This is a genomic window from Paucibacter aquatile (assembly GCF_002885975.1).
In the GTDB taxonomy this organism is placed as follows: domain Bacteria; phylum Pseudomonadota; class Gammaproteobacteria; order Burkholderiales; family Burkholderiaceae_C; genus Paucibacter_A; species Paucibacter_A aquatilis.
Genome location: NZ_POSP01000004.1, coordinates 127,270 through 145,121, shown reverse-complemented (window position 1 = coordinate 145,121; position 17,852 = coordinate 127,270). Strand labels below are relative to the sequence as shown.

13 protein-coding genes are annotated in these 17,852 nt (G+C 68.5%); 7 read left to right on the top strand and 6 right to left on the bottom strand.

The genetic code is table 11. The features are described 5' to 3' along the window. The first annotated feature begins 446 nt into the window (after positions 1-446). A complete protein-coding gene (locus C1O66_RS20315; RefSeq protein WP_102769855.1) occupies positions 447-2,114 on the top strand; it encodes a M20/M25/M40 family metallo-hydrolase in 1,668 nt (555 codons plus the stop codon). 54 nt (positions 2,115-2,168) lie between these two features. On the opposite strand, the gene C1O66_RS20310 is transcribed toward C1O66_RS20315, so the two are convergent. From C1O66_RS20310 to C1O66_RS20295, 4 genes are all read right to left on the bottom strand, one after another. Then, positions 2,169-3,473, bottom strand: coding sequence for a hypothetical protein (locus C1O66_RS20310; protein WP_102769854.1), 1,305 nt, complete (start codon positions 3,471-3,473; stop codon positions 2,169-2,171). Positions 3,474-3,617: 144 nt separating this feature from the next. After that, positions 3,618-4,901: a hypothetical protein gene (locus C1O66_RS20305; RefSeq protein WP_102769853.1), complete on the bottom strand. Its 1,284-nt coding sequence runs from the start codon at positions 4,899-4,901 to the stop codon at positions 3,618-3,620. A gap of 67 nt (positions 4,902-4,968) precedes the next feature. Continuing rightward, positions 4,969-5,817, bottom strand: coding sequence for a LytR/AlgR family response regulator transcription factor (locus tag C1O66_RS20300; protein ID WP_102769852.1), 849 nt, complete (start codon positions 5,815-5,817; stop codon positions 4,969-4,971). Between the two features lie 46 nt (positions 5,818-5,863). Continuing rightward, positions 5,864-6,991, bottom strand: coding sequence for a sensor histidine kinase (locus C1O66_RS20295; protein ID WP_243392897.1), 1,128 nt, complete (start codon positions 6,989-6,991; stop codon positions 5,864-5,866). 141 nt (positions 6,992-7,132) lie between these two features. Between C1O66_RS20295 and argH the strand changes: the two genes are divergently transcribed. Together argH and C1O66_RS20285 are read left to right on the top strand one after the other, a co-directional pair. Beyond that, positions 7,133-8,560: an argininosuccinate lyase gene (argH, locus tag C1O66_RS20290; protein WP_102769851.1), complete on the top strand. Its 1,428-nt coding sequence runs from the start codon at positions 7,133-7,135 to the stop codon at positions 8,558-8,560. A 142-nt stretch (positions 8,561-8,702) separates the two neighbouring features. Continuing rightward, positions 8,703-9,359 (top strand): hypothetical protein, encoded by a 657-nt coding sequence (locus C1O66_RS20285; RefSeq protein ID WP_102769850.1) that lies wholly within the window; start codon positions 8,703-8,705, stop codon positions 9,357-9,359. Positions 9,360-9,377: 18 nt separating this feature from the next. On the opposite strand, the gene C1O66_RS20280 is transcribed toward C1O66_RS20285, so the two are convergent. Further along, the gene (locus C1O66_RS20280) at positions 9,378-11,384 is read right to left on the bottom strand and encodes a methyl-accepting chemotaxis protein (protein ID WP_133155309.1); all 2,007 of its coding nucleotides are present in this window, start codon (positions 11,382-11,384) and stop codon (positions 9,378-9,380) included. Between the two features lie 363 nt (positions 11,385-11,747). Between C1O66_RS20280 and C1O66_RS20275 the strand changes: the two genes are divergently transcribed. The 3 genes from C1O66_RS20275 (at position 11,748) to C1O66_RS20265 (ending at position 16,139) form a co-directional block, all read left to right on the top strand. After that, positions 11,748-12,233, top strand: a complete 486-nt coding sequence (locus tag C1O66_RS20275) for a hemerythrin domain-containing protein (protein ID WP_102769848.1) — start codon at positions 11,748-11,750, stop codon at positions 12,231-12,233. Between the two features lie 80 nt (positions 12,234-12,313). Further along, positions 12,314-13,597 carry a DNA polymerase IV gene (dinB, locus tag C1O66_RS20270; protein WP_102770397.1) on the top strand — a complete coding sequence of 428 codons (1,284 nt, stop codon included), beginning with the start codon at positions 12,314-12,316 and terminating at the stop codon, positions 13,595-13,597. Positions 13,598-13,733: 136 nt separating this feature from the next. Then, positions 13,734-16,139, top strand: coding sequence for a sensor histidine kinase (locus tag C1O66_RS20265; protein ID WP_133155308.1), 2,406 nt, complete (start codon positions 13,734-13,736; stop codon positions 16,137-16,139). A gap of 18 nt (positions 16,140-16,157) precedes the next feature. On the opposite strand, the gene C1O66_RS20260 is transcribed toward C1O66_RS20265, so the two are convergent. After that, a complete protein-coding gene (locus C1O66_RS20260; protein ID WP_207796043.1) occupies positions 16,158-16,580 on the bottom strand; it encodes a YbaN family protein in 423 nt (140 codons plus the stop codon). Positions 16,581-16,680: 100 nt separating this feature from the next. Between C1O66_RS20260 and C1O66_RS20255 the strand changes: the two genes are divergently transcribed. Further along, positions 16,681-17,844 carry an alpha-hydroxy acid oxidase gene (locus C1O66_RS20255; RefSeq protein ID WP_102769846.1) on the top strand — a complete coding sequence of 388 codons (1,164 nt, stop codon included), beginning with the start codon at positions 16,681-16,683 and terminating at the stop codon, positions 17,842-17,844. The last annotated feature ends 8 nt before the right edge of the window (positions 17,845-17,852 follow it).

The window sequence follows — 17,852 nt, the reverse complement described above, 5'->3', positions numbered from 1 at the left end:
TCAGAACACTGCCAGCAACGGGGTTTCCGGCCGCAGCGTCTTGTTGCTTACTACGGGAAATGCGCGCACCCACCCGAGCGGTGGCGCTGCCCCACTGTCCTGGTCAGACCAGCCTGGCAGCCGCGCGGGCCGCATTCTGGCAGCTGAAAACAGGGTTTTTGCGTAGCGGATTCAAGGGATGCAGCTTTGCCACACTGCGGGTTAACCAGCGAAATTGCGTCATTTTTGTGGCATGCGTGGGGCTGAAAACTGCCATGAAGCTCGGCAAAACCAGTGTTTACCCTAGGTTTTCAAGGCCCAGGCCGGCCGATTTCGCACACGAAAACCCTCTGACCAGTTCCGAGGTGGACTTCTAAGATCGGTCGATTAGCAGCCGCACCGGCTGCGCTGCGCGCACAGCCCCACAAAGAGAGCGTGCAAGAAGGCACAACCGAGGAGACTCCGCCATGAAAAAAACCACCCCCCTGCTGGCCGCACTCGGCCTGAGCCTGGCCGCCCTGAGCAGCGCCAGCCTGGCCGGCGAAAAGATCTGGATCAGCCTCGGTGATGCCGCCCTGGCCCAGCTGCAAAAGCACAGCGAAAGCGCCCGCCCGCGCCTGAGCGTCCGCAGCGGCCTGAGCCGCTCGGGTGAATTCAGCGCCGCCAGCAGCGCGCGCCGGCCCGGCCTGAGCAGTGGCGCCGCCAGCACCGCAGCGGCCGCCCAGCTCGAATCCATCCACCTCGTGCAGATCGACGAAGACCTGCTCGGCCAGCTGTCCGACTCCATCCACGAAGAACTGCGCCGCTGCGGCGGCTATATGTTCCATGCCAGCCTGGAAGACGGCCTGGCCACCTTGCAAGCCCACAGCAGCGAAGCCGCCAAGACTGGCGGCACTTTGGGCGCGGCAACGGGTGCGGCAGCCGCAGGCCGCGCCAGCGGCCCCTCGCGCCCCAGCTATGTGATCGACCAGCAAGCCCGGGTCACGCCCATGCTGGCCCAGATGCAGGCCAGCCGCATCGGCCAGACCATCGTCGACCTCTCCAGTTTCACCAACCGTTTCTACAAAACCAGCTCGGGCGTGGCTGCCTCGAACTGGATCAAGCAGCAATGGGCGAACCTGGGCGCCGGCCGCAGCGACTTCTCGGTGGTGCAGTTCAACCACCCCAACTGGGCGCAGAAGTCGGTGATTGCCACCATCAAGGGCAGCGACAACAGCCGCGAAGTGATCGTGCTGGGCGCCCACATGGACTCGATCAATGGCTCCAACACCACCGAAACCACGGTGGCGCCCGGCGCTGACGACGACGCCTCGGGCGTGGCCAGCCTGACCGAGATCCTGCGCACCCTGATGGCCAACAACTACAAGCCGCGACGCACCATCCAGTTCATGGCCTACGCGGCCGAGGAAGTGGGCCTGCGCGGCTCGCAGGAAATCGCCAAGAGCCACAAGCGCCTGGGCGCCAATGTGGTGGGCGTGATGCAGCTGGACATGACCAACTACAAGGGCTCGCCCAAGGACATCTACATCTACACCGACTACACCGATGCGGCGCAGAATCAGTTCGTCAACAACCTGATCCAGACCTACCAGCCTGAGCTCAGCATCGGCACCGATGTCTGCGGCTACGGCTGCTCGGACCATGCCTCCTGGACCGCCCAGGGCTATGCCGCGTCCATGCCCTTCGAGGCCGCCTTCAACCAGGACAACCCCAAGATCCACACCGCCAACGACACCTACGCCAACACCGGCAGCCAGGCCGACCATTCGCTGAAGTTCGCCCGCCTGGGCCTGTCCTATGCGGTGGAGCTGGGCAGCGACGGCCCTGGCAGCAGCGTGCCCAGCGACAAGGTCGAGGTGCTCAAGGGTCGCCTCGCCACCGGCGCCAGCCAGGTGCTCGGCCCCTTCAAGGCCAAGGCCGGTGCTTTCAAGGCCAGCACCATCGGCGAAGGCGACATCGACCTCTACGTCAAGGTCGGCGCCGCCCCCACCACCAGCAGCTTCGATTGCAAGTCCGACGGCAGCACCTCCGTCGAGAATTGCGCCATCAATCTGAACGGCAACAGCGAGGTCTATGTGCTGCTCAAGGGCTACGCCGCCGGCACCTACAAGCTGACCGTCAGCTACCAGCCCTGATGAGGCCGACGAATCCCTGACGAGTGAAACTTCCGCCAGCCCTTGGGTGCCAACTCAGGGCTGGCTTTTTTTCGCCTGCTCCAGCGCCTCGGCCTGAGCGCGAACGACCTGGCGGCCTTGCAAATAGCGCCACTCGCCGAAAGCCGCGTAATCGGCCAGTTGCTGAAACTGGGCCTGGTGTCCACCACAGCCCAGGGCCTGGCGCTGCAAGTCCTTGATGCCCGCCACCGTCTCGAAGGCGTCCTGGTCTTCCACCAGCTTCAGCTCTTGGGCTCGCTCGCCCCACACGAGCTTGTCGACCGCCGAACCGGCCGCCAGGGCGAGCGCGAGATTGTGGCCTTGCCGGTCTTCGCTGTCCCGCCACAACTGTTCGGCCAAGCTCGTGCAAGCCCGCTGAACCTCCGCGTCACGGACATGCAAGGTCTTGCAGAGATGCTGCAGCGTCGGCGCACCGACCAAGTCTTCCGAGGCCGCCGCGTCTGCGCGCAGCAAAACTTGCGAGGCCGCCCTCAAGCCCGGCGATCCCGACATGGGCAGGCTCAGCAAGACGTGTAGCACATGGCGGCTGTAGTCGAACTGACGCGGCGCTTCGGCGGCGCGCAGCAAGACACGGCGCTGCTCCTGTGGCTGGCGCGTCTCCGCGAGCTGGGCCAGCCAGGCCAGGCGGTTGTCGGGCTCGACCTCGGCCCACAGGGCGGCGGGCACCCGCGTGCAAGTCACCGAGCCACCCACGCACTCGGCACGCAGGGCCAGAAACACAGCCAGGGGCAGGCGGCTGCTGCGCGCCAGGTTCTGCAGGTTCTCCTGCGCCTGCCCGCGCGCGGCCTCGTCCTCGGCATAGCGGTACTGCAGCCATTCCGCCACGGCGCTGAACATGGGTTGGTTCCGCGTCCGCAGCAGACGGATGGCCTCGTCCACCTGCTTGCTTTTCGCCTGGCTCAGACTCTTGCTGTCGCCAGGCAAGGGGCTCAAGCCATTGCCCGCGCGCAGACCGTCTTCGGCGCACCAGCGGGCATCGACGCGCCGCGCCTCCCATTCCTCCGGGCTGATGCGCGAGCCCGGCGGCGGGGTCGCCGTGGCCACCCCGGCCTGGCGGTAATGCTCGGCCAGCACCCGGTCTTCGGCATCGCGCGCGAGGCTCCAGAAAGGGCTCAGCGCGGGCGGAGCACCTGCGGAGGCGCTGGTCGCAACATGCGCTGAAGTGGGCGCCGCAACAGCATCTGCTGCACCCACGGCCCCATTCGGCTCCTGCAGCCAGAGCCAGGCGCCTGCGGCCAGCAGTGCGCCACCACCGGCCAGCCAGGCGCACCAGCGACGGCCGTGGCGAATGAACTGAATCTTGGGGCCTCGATTGGCCATGCCTGCTCCTCCTGCACGCCGCGCTTGTTGTTGTTCTCTGTGTGTGTGTTGCGCGATCGGGCGGAATGATACGTAAAGCTCAGGCGGCTTGGCACCACCTCAGCCGCGCTGCCCAGCCTCGTCTTTCTTCGCTCAGTCAGCACTTCAGCGGGTCGGCGAATCCGGCCGCGGCGCAGAGGCGCCGCGCCGTTCCACATGGGCTTGCAACATGGCCCATTCGCCCTTGCTCGCCAGATCGCCCAACCTCAGAGCGACGACATCGGGCGCCACGCACTCAAAGGGTTGCCCCCCGTGTTCGCGCTGAAGTGCGTCGAGATCCGCTGGCGATGCAGCCTCCAGGCGCTGCTGTTCCGCGCGGCGCTCGACCCATTGCGGATTGTCTGCATCCATCGCCTTGGCAAGACTGAGCGCCACGGCGTGGCTGAGCAAGTCCTCGCCGTCACGCCAGAGCTGCTGGGCCAGCATGCGGCACTGCGCGTGCAAGACCGAGCCCGGCTTCGCCTCGCTGCTTTTGCACAAGCGAAAAGCTCCGCCGCTGAACTGCGGGGGAACGCCAAATGCCGCAGCCGACCACACGGCGTGTTGAGCCGCCCGGCGCATGCCGGGCTGCACTTCGTGCGGCAAGGTCTGCAAGGTTCTCAAAACCTCGCGGCCGTAGTCGATGTGCTGGGGCGCGAGCACGGCCCGAGCCAGCCACACGCGTTGCGCTGCGGGCGCATCGGTCCGCGCGAGCAGAGCCAACCAGGCCTGACGGTTGTCCGGCTCCAGCTCAGCCCACAGCGAGGCAGACACCGGGGTGCATGCAGCCGCATCGGCGCAGCCCATGTGCAAAGCCAGGTACACCGCCACCGGCTGTCGGCTGCTGCGCGCCAAATCCTGCAAGCGAGCTCGCGCGCGCGCCGCCGAAGCGGCATCCGTCGGATGGCTGATGTCCAGCCACTCTGCCGCCACCTGGGCCTGGATATCCGCACGCTGCCGCAGCTGCCGGGCCCAGGCCCGGACCAGCTGCTGTTGGGCCGCTCGCAGGTCCGCCAGCGCCGGCGGCGGCTCATCCCCACCGTCCCAGCGCAAGCCACCCTCGGCGCACCAGCGGGCATCGCGGCGCCGCGCCTCCCACTCGGCGGCATCGATGCGAGAACCCGGCGGCGGCGTCACGGTGGGCACACCGGCCCGGCGGTAATGCTCCACCAGCACCCGGTCCTCGGCCTCGCGGGCCAGGCTCCAGAACGGGCTGGTCGAGGCACTCGAAGCCGCGCCGGGCTGGGCCCTCGACTGAAGCGCCGCCCTGCCGGCCGCTCCAGCGCCCTCCTGCAGACGCCCGAGCCCGAACCACCAAGCGCTCAGGCCCACAGCCGCCAGCAGTGCGCCCAGCCACAGCAGCCAGCGCGATGAATGACGAAGAAATCGGATGCCTGGCTCTGCGGCCATGGTGCCCCTCCCCGGGTCCCTCTGACCTGATGGTCAGTTCTGTTGGGAGCCCGATGATAGGGCGTGCTCAGCTGCCGCGGTCGGCCAGCGCTTCCCGCACCGCCGCCACCTGACGGCGCGACACCGACAGCCATTCATTGACATGGGCGATGCGCACCGCCCAGCCATCGGCCACCTCGGCCTGCACCGGGTCCAGGCCGCCGAGCTGGGTGTCCAGGCCGTCGTCCGGGCTGGCGTGGCTGGGCGCGTGGCGCTCCAGCTGGCGCACCGCGGCCTTGGCCACCAGGGCGTTGCGGTGCACGCGCAAAAAGCGCTCGCCCAGGCGCGGCTCCAGCTCGGACAGGCTGCCGTCCATCACCAGGCTTTGCGTGGCGGTGCGCAGGGTCAGGTATTTCAGCTCGGCCTTGAAGTACAGCACCTCGTTCAGCGGCACACGGATCAAGCGGCCGCGGTCGCTGACGACGATGACCGGCTGCTCCGGCTCCAGCTCACCCGGCTGGGTGGCCTGGAAGGTCTGCATGGCCGAGCGCTCGGCCAGGCGCTGGGCCACGCGGGTCAACGCGGCCTGCAGGCGCTCGCGCCGCACCGGCTTGGTCAGGTAATCCATGGCCTCCAGCTCGAAGGCTTGCAAAGCATGGCCGGCATGGGCCGTGACGAACACAATGGCCGGCGGCTGGGCCATCTGCTGCTGCAGGCTGTCGGCCAGCTGCAGGCCATCGGCGCCAGGCATCTGCACATCGAGCAGGATCAGATCGCAGCTGTGATCGCGCAGCCAATGCTGGGCCTGGGTGGCGCTGCTGGCCTCGGCCACCACCTCGGCCCGCGGGTCCACGCAGGCCTCCAGCAGGCTGCGCAGGCGCAGGCGCGCCAGGGGTTCGTCATCAACCAGGAACACAGACAGGGCGGCGGGCTGCATGGCGGAAGATCAACAAAACTCAGACATCGAAACTCGGGAAGCAGGCTCAGATCGGCAGGACGATGCGCACGGCAAATCGCCCCGGCGAGGGGCTCAGCTCAAAGCTGGCGGCCACATCATGCATCAGGCGCAGGCGCTGGCGCACATTGCGCAGGGCCAAACCGTGACCAGATGTTTGCGCTGCACGGCCCACGCTGTTGCTGACGCAGATTTCCACCTCGCTGCCGCGCCGGCGTGTGCGGATCTCGACATCGCCGCCCTCGTCGTTGGGCTCCACACCGTGGCGCACGGCGTTCTCCACCAAAGGCTGCAGCAGCAGAGGCGGCACGCGCGCGCTGCTGGCCGCCGGGTCCAGGTCCCAGTGCAGGCGCAGGCGCTCGCCGAAGCGCACCTGCTCGATGTCGAGGTAGCGGCGCGCCAGCTCCACCTCTTCGTCCAGGCGCACCACCGTGGTGGCGTCGGCCAGGGCCACACGGAACAGCTCGCTCAAATCCTCCAGCAAACCTTCGGCCTTGAGCGGGTCCAGGCGCACCAGGGCGATGGCACTGTTGAGGGTGTTGAAGAGGAAGTGCGGGCGGATGCGCGCCTGCAGCTCGACCAACTGGGCCAGCGCGTCGGCCGGGCGCTGCGAGCGCTCGCGCAGCTTCATCCAGGCCAGCAACAAGGCGGCCACCGCCGCCCCGGCCACGCCGATGCTGATTAAGCGAAAACCGGTGCTGGGCTCCAGCGCCGCCAGGTTCAGCAACTGCCAGCCCGCCGAGGAGCACAGCGCCCCCAAGCCCAGCAGGCTGGCCCATTGCCAGGGTTCGCTGAGCTGGGCCAGCAGGCGCTTACCGGCGCAGACCAGCAGCAGCCACAGCAACACGGCCGACAGCGTGACAACGGTGCCGCTGGCCACCCAGCTCATCCACTCCTCCAGATGGCGCGCCGCCAAGGCCAGGCCCAGGGCCAGCAAGCCCTGCACCCCCAGCACCGCGCGCAGCACCAGGCCGACATGGCAGACATCGAACACCCGCTCGGGGTCGAACAGGGGCAGCACCTCGGTCTCCTCGGCGGGCTGGGTGGGCAGGCCGAGGATGGAGGTCAGGCTGGTGGTGTCGGGCCAGACGCTGGCGCGGCTGGACGGGCCGCCTTCGGCATCGGAGGAGGAAGACTTGGAACGAGGCGAGGTCACGAGAGGCAAGGCTCCTGAAGTCAAGCCGCCAGCGCGGCAGAGACGGGCGGTGGGGCTCGATAGAATCGAGCGCCCTCGGATTGTGCGTCAGCCACCCCTGGGCCCCGCCTCTCCCACAGCAGCTTTGCGCGCCCTCTGCCCATGTCATCCACCTCCCCTGCCCCCGGCCAACCCAGTGACAACCAGCTCGCCAACAAGGCGCAAGCCTGGTCCGCGCTCTTCTCCGAGCCCATGAGCGATCTGGTCAAGCGCTACACCTCCAGCGTGTTCTTCGACAAGCGTTTGTGGGCGGCCGACATCCAGGGCAGCCTTGCGCACGCCGAGATGCTGCATGCCCAGGGCATCCTGGCCGCCCAGGACCTGGCCGACATCGAGCGCGGCATGGCCCAGATCAAGAGCGAGATCGAAGCCGGCCAGTTCGAATGGCAGCTCGATCTGGAAGACGTGCACCTCAATATCGAAGCCCGCCTGACCGCCCTGGTCGGCCTGGCCGGCAAGCGTCTGCACACCGGCCGCAGCCGCAATGACCAGGTCGCCACCGATGTGCGCTTGTGGCTGCGCGGCGAGATCGACGAGCTGCTGCTCCTGCTCAAGGCCTTGCAGACCGCCCTGGTCGATGTGGCCGAGAAGAACGCCGAGACCATCCTGCCCGGCTTCACCCATCTGCAAGTGGCCCAGCCGGTCGCCTTCGGTCACCACCTGCTGGCCTATGTGGAAATGTTCGCCCGCGACGCCGAGCGCCTGATCGATGCACGCCGCCGCGTCAACCGCCTGCCGCTGGGTGCGGCGGCTCTCGCCGGCACCAGCTACCCGCTGGACCGCGAGCGCGTGGCCCGCACGCTGGGCATGGAAGGTGTCTGCCAGAACAGCCTGGACGCCGTGTCCGACCGAGATTTCGCCATCGAGTTCACTGCCGCCGCCTCGCTGGTGATGGTGCACATCTCGCGCCTGTCGGAAGAGCTGATTCTGTGGATGAGCCAGAGCTTCGGTTTCATCGACATCGCCGACCGTTTCTGCACCGGCTCATCGATCATGCCGCAGAAGAAAAACCCCGATGTGCCGGAGCTGGCGCGCGGCAAGACCGGCCGCGTCGTCGGCCATCTGATGGGCCTGATCACCCTGATGAAGGGCCAGCCCCTGGCCTACAACAAGGACAACCAGGAAGACAAGGAACCGCTGTTCGACACGGTGGACACCTTGAAAGATACGCTGCGCATCTTTGCCGAGATGGCCGGCGGCATCACGGTCAAGCCGGAAGCCATGGAGCGCGCGGCGCTCAAGGGCTATGCCACCGCCACCGACCTGGCCGACTACCTGGTCAAGAAGGGCCTGGCCTTCCGTGACGCGCACGAGATCGTCGCCCACGCGGTCAAGACCGCCATCGCCAGCGGCGTCGATCTGTCCCAGCTGCCCTTGCAAGAGCTGCAGAAGTTCGATGCCCGCATCGGTGACGATGTGTTCGAGGTGCTGAGCCTGCGCGGCTCGCTGAACGCCCGCAACATCCTCGGCGGCACGGCGCCGGCCCAGGTGCGGTCGCAGGTGGCCCGCCACCGCGCCCGCCTGATTTGAACGGCTACTCTGGAGGTCTGGCCCGATCTCCGGCCAGGCAAGCTGCTACCGCGGGGCGCTGAAGCTGCTACTTCGCCCCCGGGGCCCGGGAGTGTGGCGCCTGCTCGGCAGAATCCACGGCTTTCCTGCCTCGAAAGCTGCCATGCGCCGCAAGTTCCTGCTCCTCCTGTCCCTGGCTGCCCTGCCCTTGCTGCCGCTCGAGGCCCAGGCGGCCGACCCGCTGTGGCTCAAGACCCTGGCCCATCTGGAAGCGCAAAAGCAGGTGGTGCCCGATGAATCGAGCACCCGCATCGAAGCCACCAGCAACTACACCGACACCACACTGACCCGCCGCAAGCTCGACCATTGGGAGGGCAGCAAGCCCATCTACCGCATCACCGCCGCCGAGCCGCCGCTGGCGCCGGGCGACGCCGAGCGCGAGAACCAGAACCAGCAGATCAGCGAGACCCTGGGCCGCGGCCAGGACTGGCTCAGCCCCGACACCCCGGTGCGCCGCAGCGAGGGTGTCGCGCTCGACGGCCAAAGCTGGACCCTGTTCGAGGCCGAGGACAAGAGCTTCACCCGCAAGGTGCTGCTGCGCGCCTGGGTCGACCCCGAGACCGGACGCCCACACCGCATCGACATCCAGGGCCGCTTCGTGATGGTGATCCAGCTGGACGTCAGCTCGCGCTACCAGACCGACGCGCGCGGCCGCAGCCTGGCCCAGAACGTGGCCGGCACCCTCAAGGTGGACACCCTTGGCAAGGGCATGAATCTGCGCTTTGACATCGCAGTGGACAGCTGGGCCGAACGGCCTTGAGCGGAGCGCTCTCGCAACTCAGGCCGCCAAGAGCTCGCCCTCGGGCAGCTTGAAACGCTCCACCCCGGCCACCAGCTCGCCCGATTCCTGCTGCAGCGCCTGGGCCGAGGCCACGCTGCGCTCGACCAGGGCGACATTGCGCTGGGTCAGTCCGTCCAGCTCCTGCACCGAGGCGCCGACCTGGGCCACGCCCTCGCGCTGCTGAGCCGCGCCGCTGGCGATCTCGGCCAGCAGCTGGTTCATGGCCGCGGCACTGCGGGCAATGCGGGCCATGGTGGCCTCGACCTCGCCCACCTGCTCGCCGCCGGCCTGCACCCGTTCCAGATTGGCCGAGATCAGGCTGCGGATCTCTTTCGAGGCTAGGGCCGAGCGTTGCGCCAGGGCCCGCACCTCGGCCGCCACCACAGCGAAGCCGCGCCCCTCCTCGCCCGCCCGCGCGGCCTCCACCGCAGCATTGAGGGCCAGGATGTTGGTCTGAAAGGCCAGGCTGTCGATCAGGCCGGTGATGTCGGCCATGCGGCCCGAGGCCTGCTCGATGCCGGCGATGCTGTGCCGCAGGCGCTGCACCTGGGCGCTGCCCTGCTGGGCCAGATCGGCATTGCCGGTGGCCATGCCGGCGGCATCGCCCGCGTGTTCGGCCGTCTGCCGCACGGTGACGGCGATCTGCTCCATGGCCGAGGCGGAAGTCTGCAAGCTGGCGGCGCTTTGCTCGGTGCGCCGCGCCAGCTCCACCGCGCCCTGGGCCATATCGGCGCTGGCCTGCAAGATAGCGCCCGAACCATCGCGCACGCCGGCGACGATGTGGCAGAGCGAGGCCTGCATATCGTGCAAGGTGTGCATCAGGCGCGCGGCCTCGTCGCAGCCCCAGGGCTCGGGGCGGGTGCGCAGATCACCGGCCGTCATGGCCAGCATGTGGCGGCGCAGCTCCTTGAGCCCGCCGTCCATGACCAGGAAAAAGCAGTGAAAGAGGTAGGCCGCCAGGGCCAGGCAGAACAGCGTGGCCACGCCCAGCCACAGGCGCAGGGTCAGGAGATGCGTCTCGCGCTCGGCCAGCAGGCCATCCAGGGCCCGCAAGCCCTGCTCGGCCAGGCCCAGGGCCTGCTGCAAGGCGGCATGGCCCTGGCGATAGGCCTGCTCGGCCGTGCGCGTGCCCAGCAAACGGGTGGGGTCGCCGACCTCGCTGCGGTAGGCCGCCACGGCGTCGAGGGCCTCGACCGGCACCGCCTGCTTGAGCGAAGGCCGGGCGCGCGCGGCACGCTGCAGATCGCTGCGCACGGCCTGCAGGCCGTTCTGCACGCCAGCATCCCAGACGGCATAACGGCGCAATTGCTCGGGCGTGTAAAAGCCCTTGGCCAGGCCGAAGGTCGACCAGCCCCAGAGCTGGCCCAGGTCATCGGCCAGGCGCGGCAGATTGAGCACCAGGGCATCGACCAGGTAGAAGCCGTCCAGCTCGGCATCGAGCACCAGGCGCGAGTTGTCGCCGATGCCTTGCAGCAGCTCGACCACCGCGGCCGCCACCGGGCCAAACACCGTGCGCCCCTGCTCATCCACGCCCTGTGGTGCCTGCGCTGTCTGCGCCCAGGCCGTCTGCAAAGCCTGGAGGCGAGGCGCCAGGCCCAGGGCCGCCAAGTCCTCCCGGCTGCCTTGCGCCAAGCGGGCGAGAGCCTCATCGACACGGCGCCGGCCGCTGGCCAGATCGGCCTCGGCCGGCGGGTGGCCGCCCAGCAGGGCGCGCGTGGCGTTGCGCACCTCCAGCAGGCTCAGCAGCAGGGGCTGGGCCTGGGCCATCAGGCGCACGCCGGCGCGCTCCTTGCGCACAGTCTCCAGCGCCTCCTGCTGCGCCTGCCAGAAACTCAGGCTCAGCAGCAGGATGGGCAGGCCGAAGGCCAGGCTGATGCAAGCGGCCTTGAGCCGGAAGCTCAGGCGCCGGAACAGGCGCACGCCCAGGGCCCAGACGCCGTGGTGGCGAAAGAAATCCAGCGTGGGGCGCCGCAGCGCCTCCGGCTCGATGGAGCGGTCGATCATGATGTGCATTCCCTCGTTCATGGCTGGCCTGCAAGCACCGGCGCTCGGGTGAGGCCGTGTCTGCGTGTGAGCGATTCCGTCTCTGGCTGGGATGGCTGGAGAGGGTCCGCTTCTTGGCGTTGGCTAGTAGAGGCGCATTCTTGGCGCCTGGCCGGGCCCCGAAAGCCCGAGCAGGGCGGGCTCTGCCGGCCATCTTCACAATCGCCATCGACGCATGATCCGAACGGATCAGGACAAGCCGGAAAACGGGCGATGTGCAAGCCAGGCCATACGCCGCTCGCACTTGATCTGCCACAAGCCCGGCCCAAACGGGCGCCGCGGCCATGCCCGGCGCGCAGGCAAATGCGCTACCCTTGCGCTCCTATGAGCACCACCCTTGCATGGACCGACGCCCTGGTCCTGAACCAGCCCCAGATCGATCAGACCCACCAGGAGTTCGTCGCCCTGCTCAATGAGCTGGGCGAAGCCCTGGCCCAGCCCGAGCCCGATCCCCTGCCCCTGTATGCACGCCTGCTGAGCCATACCGAGGCGCATTTCGCCATGGAAGAGGGCTGGATGGCGGCCACCGGCTTTGCCGCCGACAACTGCCACAGCAAGCAGCACGCCATGGTGCTGGACGTGATGCGCCAGGTGCTGGCCCACACCCATGCCCATGCCGACCTGGAACCCATGCGCAATCTGCTGCCCGAGCTGGTGAACTGGTTTCCGGCCCACGCCGACATGATGGACGCGGCCCTGGTCTTCCACATGAGCCAGGTCGGCTACGACCCGCTCAGCGGTGCCATCGCCCAGCCCCTGGCCACCGAAGCCAGCGGCATCAGCTCCTGCGGCAGCCAGGGTTGCAGCTGAACCAAGCGCCTGAAGAAAAGCTGGATAAAAAACCAGCCCACTGACAGCGCTTGTCAGCAGGCCGCGCCACAATGGCGGCCATGTCCGAGCGCCTCGAAACGTCCTCCACGGCCCTGCCCGATCGCCTGATCGCGCATCTGGACATGGACGCCTTTTATGCCTCGGTCGAGCTGTTGCGCTACCCCGATCTGAAAGGCCAGGCCGTGGTGATCGGCGGGCGCCGCATGCACGAGCCGCGCACCTTGGCCGATGGCACGCGCGAGTATTCACGCCTGCGCGACTACACCGGCCGCGGCGTCATCACCACCTCCACCTACGCGGCGCGCGACCTGGGCGTGTTCTCGGGCATGGGCATGATGAAGGCCGCCCTGAGGGCGCCCGATGCCATCCTGCTGCCCACCGATTTCGAGGCCTACCGGCATTACTCGCGCCTGTTCAAGGCAGCGGTGGCCGAAATCGCGCCGGTGATCGAGGACCGCGGCATCGACGAGATCTACATCGACCTGGGCGAGGTGCCCGGCATCCGCGAGCCGGTGGGCTTTGACCCCCTGGGCGGCGTGCGGGCGGTGGCACGCGAGATCAAGAACTCGGTGCTTCGCGCCACCGGCCTGACTTGCTCCATCGGCATCACGCCCAACAAGCTGCTGTCCAAGATCGCCTCCGAGATGGACAAGCCCGACGGCATCACCTTGCTGCTGGCGCCCGATGACCTACAGACCCGCATCTGGCCGCTGGGCGTGCGCAAGATCAACGGCATCGGCCCCAAGGCCGGCGCCAAACTGCAGGCCCTGGGCCTGGAGACCGTGGGCCAGTTGGCCGCGGCCGAGCCGGCGATGCTGATCGCCCAGTTCGGCAAGAGCTTTGGCGCCTGGCTGCACGAGGCCGCCCATGGCCGCGACTCGCGGCCCGTGGTCACGCACAGCGAGCCGGTGTCCATCAGCCGCGAAACCACCTTCGAGCGCGATCTCCATGCCGTGCACGACCGCGCCGCCCTGGGCGCCATCTTCACCCGCCTGTGCGAACAGCTGGCCAGCGATCTGCAGCGCAAGGGCTACCTCGGGCGCACCATCGGCATCAAGCTGCGCTTCGAGGGCTTTCACACTGTCACCCGCGACCTGACCGTGGACCTGCCGACGCAAGACGCACAAGCGATACGCCGCGCGGCCGGGGCCTGCCTCAAGCGGGTGGATCTGGGCAAGCGCATCCGCCTGCTGGGTGTGCGCGTGGGCAATTTGAGCCGGCCCGGTGTGAGCAGCGCCGCCACCGGCCCGCGCCAGACCAAGCGGGCGGCCGCGGCCGCGGGCGCAAGCCAGACCGAGCCCGCCACGCCACGGAGCCGGGAAGAAAACCTCAGCCTGTTCTGAGCGCGCTGTCCATCCCTGTGGCGCCAGGGCTGCGCCCGGATCAACCCGAAGCGCCCCGCCACCGGCGCACTGCTATCCTTGCCGCCATGGGGTGCCGCCCCGGCTCACCCCCGGCCCCCTGGAAAGTGAGCTGCCCTTGCCCAACGCCTGCGCCGCGCCCTCAGCCGTACCGCCCGCGGCCCCAAGCTACCCCTGCCTGGCCGTGCCGCCACCGCTGCAGCGCCTCGATCGGGTGGCGGCGCGCCACCCGCGTCTGGCCCTGCCGGCCTACACACAACTGATCCAGCAAGCCCGCAGCGCCGGTGCACTGGAGCTGGCCCTGGATGGTCTCTATGCCCAGTTCTACCTGGCCGAACGCATGGGCGCGGCGCTGGAGCAGCAAAGCGCCCTCAGCGCCGGCCTGGAAGAGGCGGCTCAGGCCCACCTGACCCTGCAAGCCGCCCGCTTGCACGAGGCCCTGGGCCGCGTGGCCTACCAGCGCGGCGAGTATTTCGAAGCCAGCGAGCAATGGTCGCGCACCCTGGACCTGGCCAACCTGGCCGGCGACCTGCCGGCCGGCGTGGCGGCGCGCATCGGCCTGGGCCAGATCCACTACGCGCTCGGGGCCTGGGACAAAGGCCGGCGTTTTCACCGCGATGCGGCGGAGATGCTGGGCCGCATCGACCACAGCTATCTGGCCGCCAAGCTGGCCCTGAACATGGGCGTGGGCCATTTCGAGAATGCCCAGCTGACGGAGGCCGAACAGCAGTTCCGCCACGGCCTGGCCCAGGCCCTGCGGGGGCCCCATGCCGATTTCATTGGCGAGGCGCACTGGCAGTTGGCACGCACGGCGCTGAGCCTGCACCAGCCCGAACAAGCGGCCAGCGAATGCCAGCAGGCCCTGGGCTGGGCCCGGCGCCTGGGCCACCGCTGGCTGGAAGGCATGGCCTGCCAGACCTGGACCGACATCGCCATCGCCCGCGGCGACCCGACCGAGGCGATCCGCAGCTGCCGCGAGGCCTTGAGCCTGGCCCAGCAGATCCATGCCCGGGCCGGCGAGAGCCAGGCCCATGCCCAGCTGGCCCGCCTGCTGCAGCAGCAGGGCGACACGGCCGGCGCCCTGCAACACCTGTGGCAACACCAGAGCCTGCGCGACGAGATCGAACGCCTGAGCCTGCCCGAGCGCCTGCTGCGCCTGGCCCACTACGACCTCAGCCGCAAGCCGCCCGAGGAGATGCTGCTGGAGCTGTCCAACCGGCATTGGCGCATCGAGAGCGAGGCCGATGTGGTGTTCGCCGCCCGCGAGATGCGCGAGGCCGCACAGCAAATCATGCAGCTCGATGCGGTGCATTTCTGGTGGGCCAGCGAGAGCGCCGGCGTGCTGCGCCTGCACGACCAGCCGCGCGGTGACGCGGCCAGTACCGCGGCGCCGCCCCTTTCGCCGCCCCTCCTGCTGCGCGCGCCGGCCCAGGCGCAGTACCTGCAATTGCTGAATGAGCGCAAGGAAGCGCTGGCCGTGCACGACCTGCGCCTGCACCCCTGCGGCCAGGAGCTGGCCTTGCTGAACCGCCAGGCCCAGACCCAGACCCAGACCCAGGGCGCAGGCTCATCCAGCCTGGGCAGCGCACGTTCGCGCATCGAGATCCCGCTGTTTGTGCAGAACCGGCTGGTGGCCCTGCTCTGGCTGGAACAGCATGATCAACCGCGCAGCTGGAGCCGCCAGGACCTGCTGCAGGCCAGCCACCTGGGCCGGCTGTTCGAGCGCCTGCTGGTCGGCCATGACCTGGCCTGCGCCCAGCATGCACAGTGGTTGATGGAGCAGGAGAAGGCCGACGCCCTGGGCCGCCTGGTGGCCGGCGTGGCGCATGAGGTCAACACGCCGATTGGCGTGGCGGTGACGGCCGCCTCCAGCGTGTCGGAAAACGCGCTCAAGCTGGCCGCGGTGCTGCGCGGCGAAAAGGTCAGCCGGGCCGAGCTGACCGAGCTCTCCGCGCGGCTGATCAGCGGCAGCGATCTGGTCGAGCGCAATCTGCATCGCGCCGCGGCCTTGATCGGCAACTTCAAGAAAGTCACCGTGGACCAGGCCTCCGAGGCGGTCAGCGATTTCGTGCTGCTGGACTATCTGCGCAGCGTGATTTCGGTGCTGGGCCCGGCCCTGCGCAAAGCCGCGGTCAGCGTCAGCCTCGATGTCGATGCCGCCATCGAGCTGCATCTGGCCGCCGGCCTGCTGACCCAGGTGGTCTCCAACCTGGTGATGAACAGCATCAACCACGCCTTCCCCGAAGGCCGCGGCGGCCAGATCCGCATCAGCGCCCGCCTCGAGGGCCGCCATGTGCTGATCGATGTGGCCGATGACGGCTGCGGCGCCAGCGCCGATGTGCGCGCGCGCATGTTCGAACCCTTCTTCACCACCAAACGAGGCAAGGGCGGCTCGGGCCTGGGCCTCTACATCGTGGCCTCGCTGATGGAGCGGCTGGAGGGCGAGGTGGAGCTGCCGCCGGTGGAGCGCGGCCGCGGCCTGTGCGTGCGCCTGCGCCTGCCACGGGGCCGGCCGGGCGGCTGAAACCCAGCAGGCAGCGCTTCAGTCCGAAGGCGCGCGCGTCGGCAGGCTCCAGAGCCAGGCGGCCACGCAGGCGCAGCAGGCGGCCGGCAACCAGGCCCAGATCAGGGGCAGCTTGAAGGCAGCGACCACCGAGCCGAGAGCCATCATCACGCTGGCCAGCTGCTTGGCGCGCAGCGGCACGGCACGGTTGGCACGCCAATCGCGCACCATGGGGCCGAAAGTGCGGTGCTGCAGCAACCAGCGCTCACAGCGGCTGCTGCCGCGCGCAAAACAAAAAGCGGCCAGCAACACAAAGGGCGTGGTCGGCAGCAGGGGCAGAAAAATACCGACGATGCCCAGCGCCAGGCTCAGCACGCCGCCCAGCAGCCAGATCACACGCAGCCACAGAGGCTGCGTGCCTGCGGCGGCCGCGGGCGCGTCAGATGAGGGTGAGCGGTCCATGGCGCGGCAGTGTAGGCCATTGCCGGCACGGCGCCGGCCCGCAGAGCACTGCCAACAGGCGCTAGGATGAGGTCATCACCACCCTCGCCTGCCTCTCGCCATGCCCGTCATCACCTGCATCGAAGACCTGCGCCAGCTGGCCCAGAAACGTGTGCCGCGCATGTTCTACGACTATGCCGACTCCGGCAGTTGGACCGAAGGCACCTACCGCGCCAATTCAGCGGACTTCCAGGCCATCAAGCTGCGCCAACGGGTGGCGGTGAATATGGAGAACCGCAGCACGGTGGCGCGGATGGTGGGCGTCGATGTGAAGATGCCGGTGGCCATCGCGCCGACCGGCCTGACCGGCATGCAGCATGCCGACGGCGAGATCCTGGCGGCCCGCGCGGCGGAGAAATTTGGCGTGCCCTTCACCTTGTCCACCATGAGCATCTGCTCGATCGAGGACATTTCCGCCCACACAAAAGCACCGTTCTGGTTTCAGCTCTATGTGATGCGCGACCGCGATTTCATCGAGCGCCTGATCGACCGTGCCAAGGCGGCCCATTGCGGCGCCCTGGTGCTGACGCTCGATCTGCAGATCCTCGGCCAGCGTCACAAGGACATCAAGAACGGCCTCTCGGCGCCGCCCAAGCCCACCCTGGCCAACCTGATCAACCTGATGACCAAGCCACGCTGGTGCTTAGGGATGCTGGGCACGCCGCGGCGTCAGTTCGGCAATATCGTCGGCCATGTCAAAGGCGTGGAGAACATGGGCTCGCTGTCCGAGTGGACCGCCAAGCAGTTCGACCCGGCCCTGAACTGGGGCGATGTCGAATGGATCAAGAAACGCTGGGGTGGCAAGCTCATCCTCAAGGGCATCCAGGATGTCGAGGACGCGCGCCTGGCCGTCGACTCAGGCGCCGATGCCTTGATCGTCAGCAACCATGGGGGCCGCCAGCTCGACGGGGCCGAGTCCAGCATCCATGCCCTGCCCCGCATCGTCGAGGCCGTGGGCCGCGAGATCGAGGTGCATATGGACGGTGGCATCCGCTCGGGCCAGGACGTGCTCAAGGCCTGGGCCCTGGGTGCGCGGGGCACCTACATCGGCCGCGCCTTCCTCTACGGCCTGGGCGCCATGGGCGAAGCCGGGGTGACGAAGGCGCTGGAGATCATCCACAAGGAACTGGACCTGACCATGGCCTTCACCGGCCACACGCGGCTGGAGGGCGTGGACCGCCGCATCCTCCTGCACGGCAGCTACCCGGGCAGCCCGGGCAGCTGACCACAGGC

Coding starts and splice junctions, on each gene's coding strand:
- dinB (WP_102770397.1), top strand. CDS start 12,314: ATGTCCGAGCGCCTCGAAACGTCCTCCACGGCCCTGCCCGATCGCCTG.
- C1O66_RS20305 (WP_102769853.1), bottom strand. CDS start 4,901: ATGGCCGCAGAGCCAGGCATCCGATTTCTTCGTCATTCATCGCGCTGG.
- C1O66_RS20260 (WP_207796043.1), bottom strand. CDS start 16,580: ATGGACCGCTCACCCTCATCTGACGCGCCCGCGGCCGCCGCAGGCACG.
- C1O66_RS20300 (WP_102769852.1), bottom strand. CDS start 5,817: ATGCAGCCCGCCGCCCTGTCTGTGTTCCTGGTTGATGACGAACCCCTG.
- argH (WP_102769851.1), top strand. CDS start 7,133: ATGTCATCCACCTCCCCTGCCCCCGGCCAACCCAGTGACAACCAGCTC.
- C1O66_RS20285 (WP_102769850.1), top strand. CDS start 8,703: ATGCGCCGCAAGTTCCTGCTCCTCCTGTCCCTGGCTGCCCTGCCCTTG.
- C1O66_RS20315 (WP_102769855.1), top strand. CDS start 447: ATGAAAAAAACCACCCCCCTGCTGGCCGCACTCGGCCTGAGCCTGGCC.
- C1O66_RS20255 (WP_102769846.1), top strand. CDS start 16,681: ATGCCCGTCATCACCTGCATCGAAGACCTGCGCCAGCTGGCCCAGAAA.
- C1O66_RS20275 (WP_102769848.1), top strand. CDS start 11,748: ATGAGCACCACCCTTGCATGGACCGACGCCCTGGTCCTGAACCAGCCC.
- C1O66_RS20280 (WP_133155309.1), bottom strand. CDS start 11,384: ATGATCGACCGCTCCATCGAGCCGGAGGCGCTGCGGCGCCCCACGCTG.
- C1O66_RS20310 (WP_102769854.1), bottom strand. CDS start 3,473: ATGGCCAATCGAGGCCCCAAGATTCAGTTCATTCGCCACGGCCGTCGC.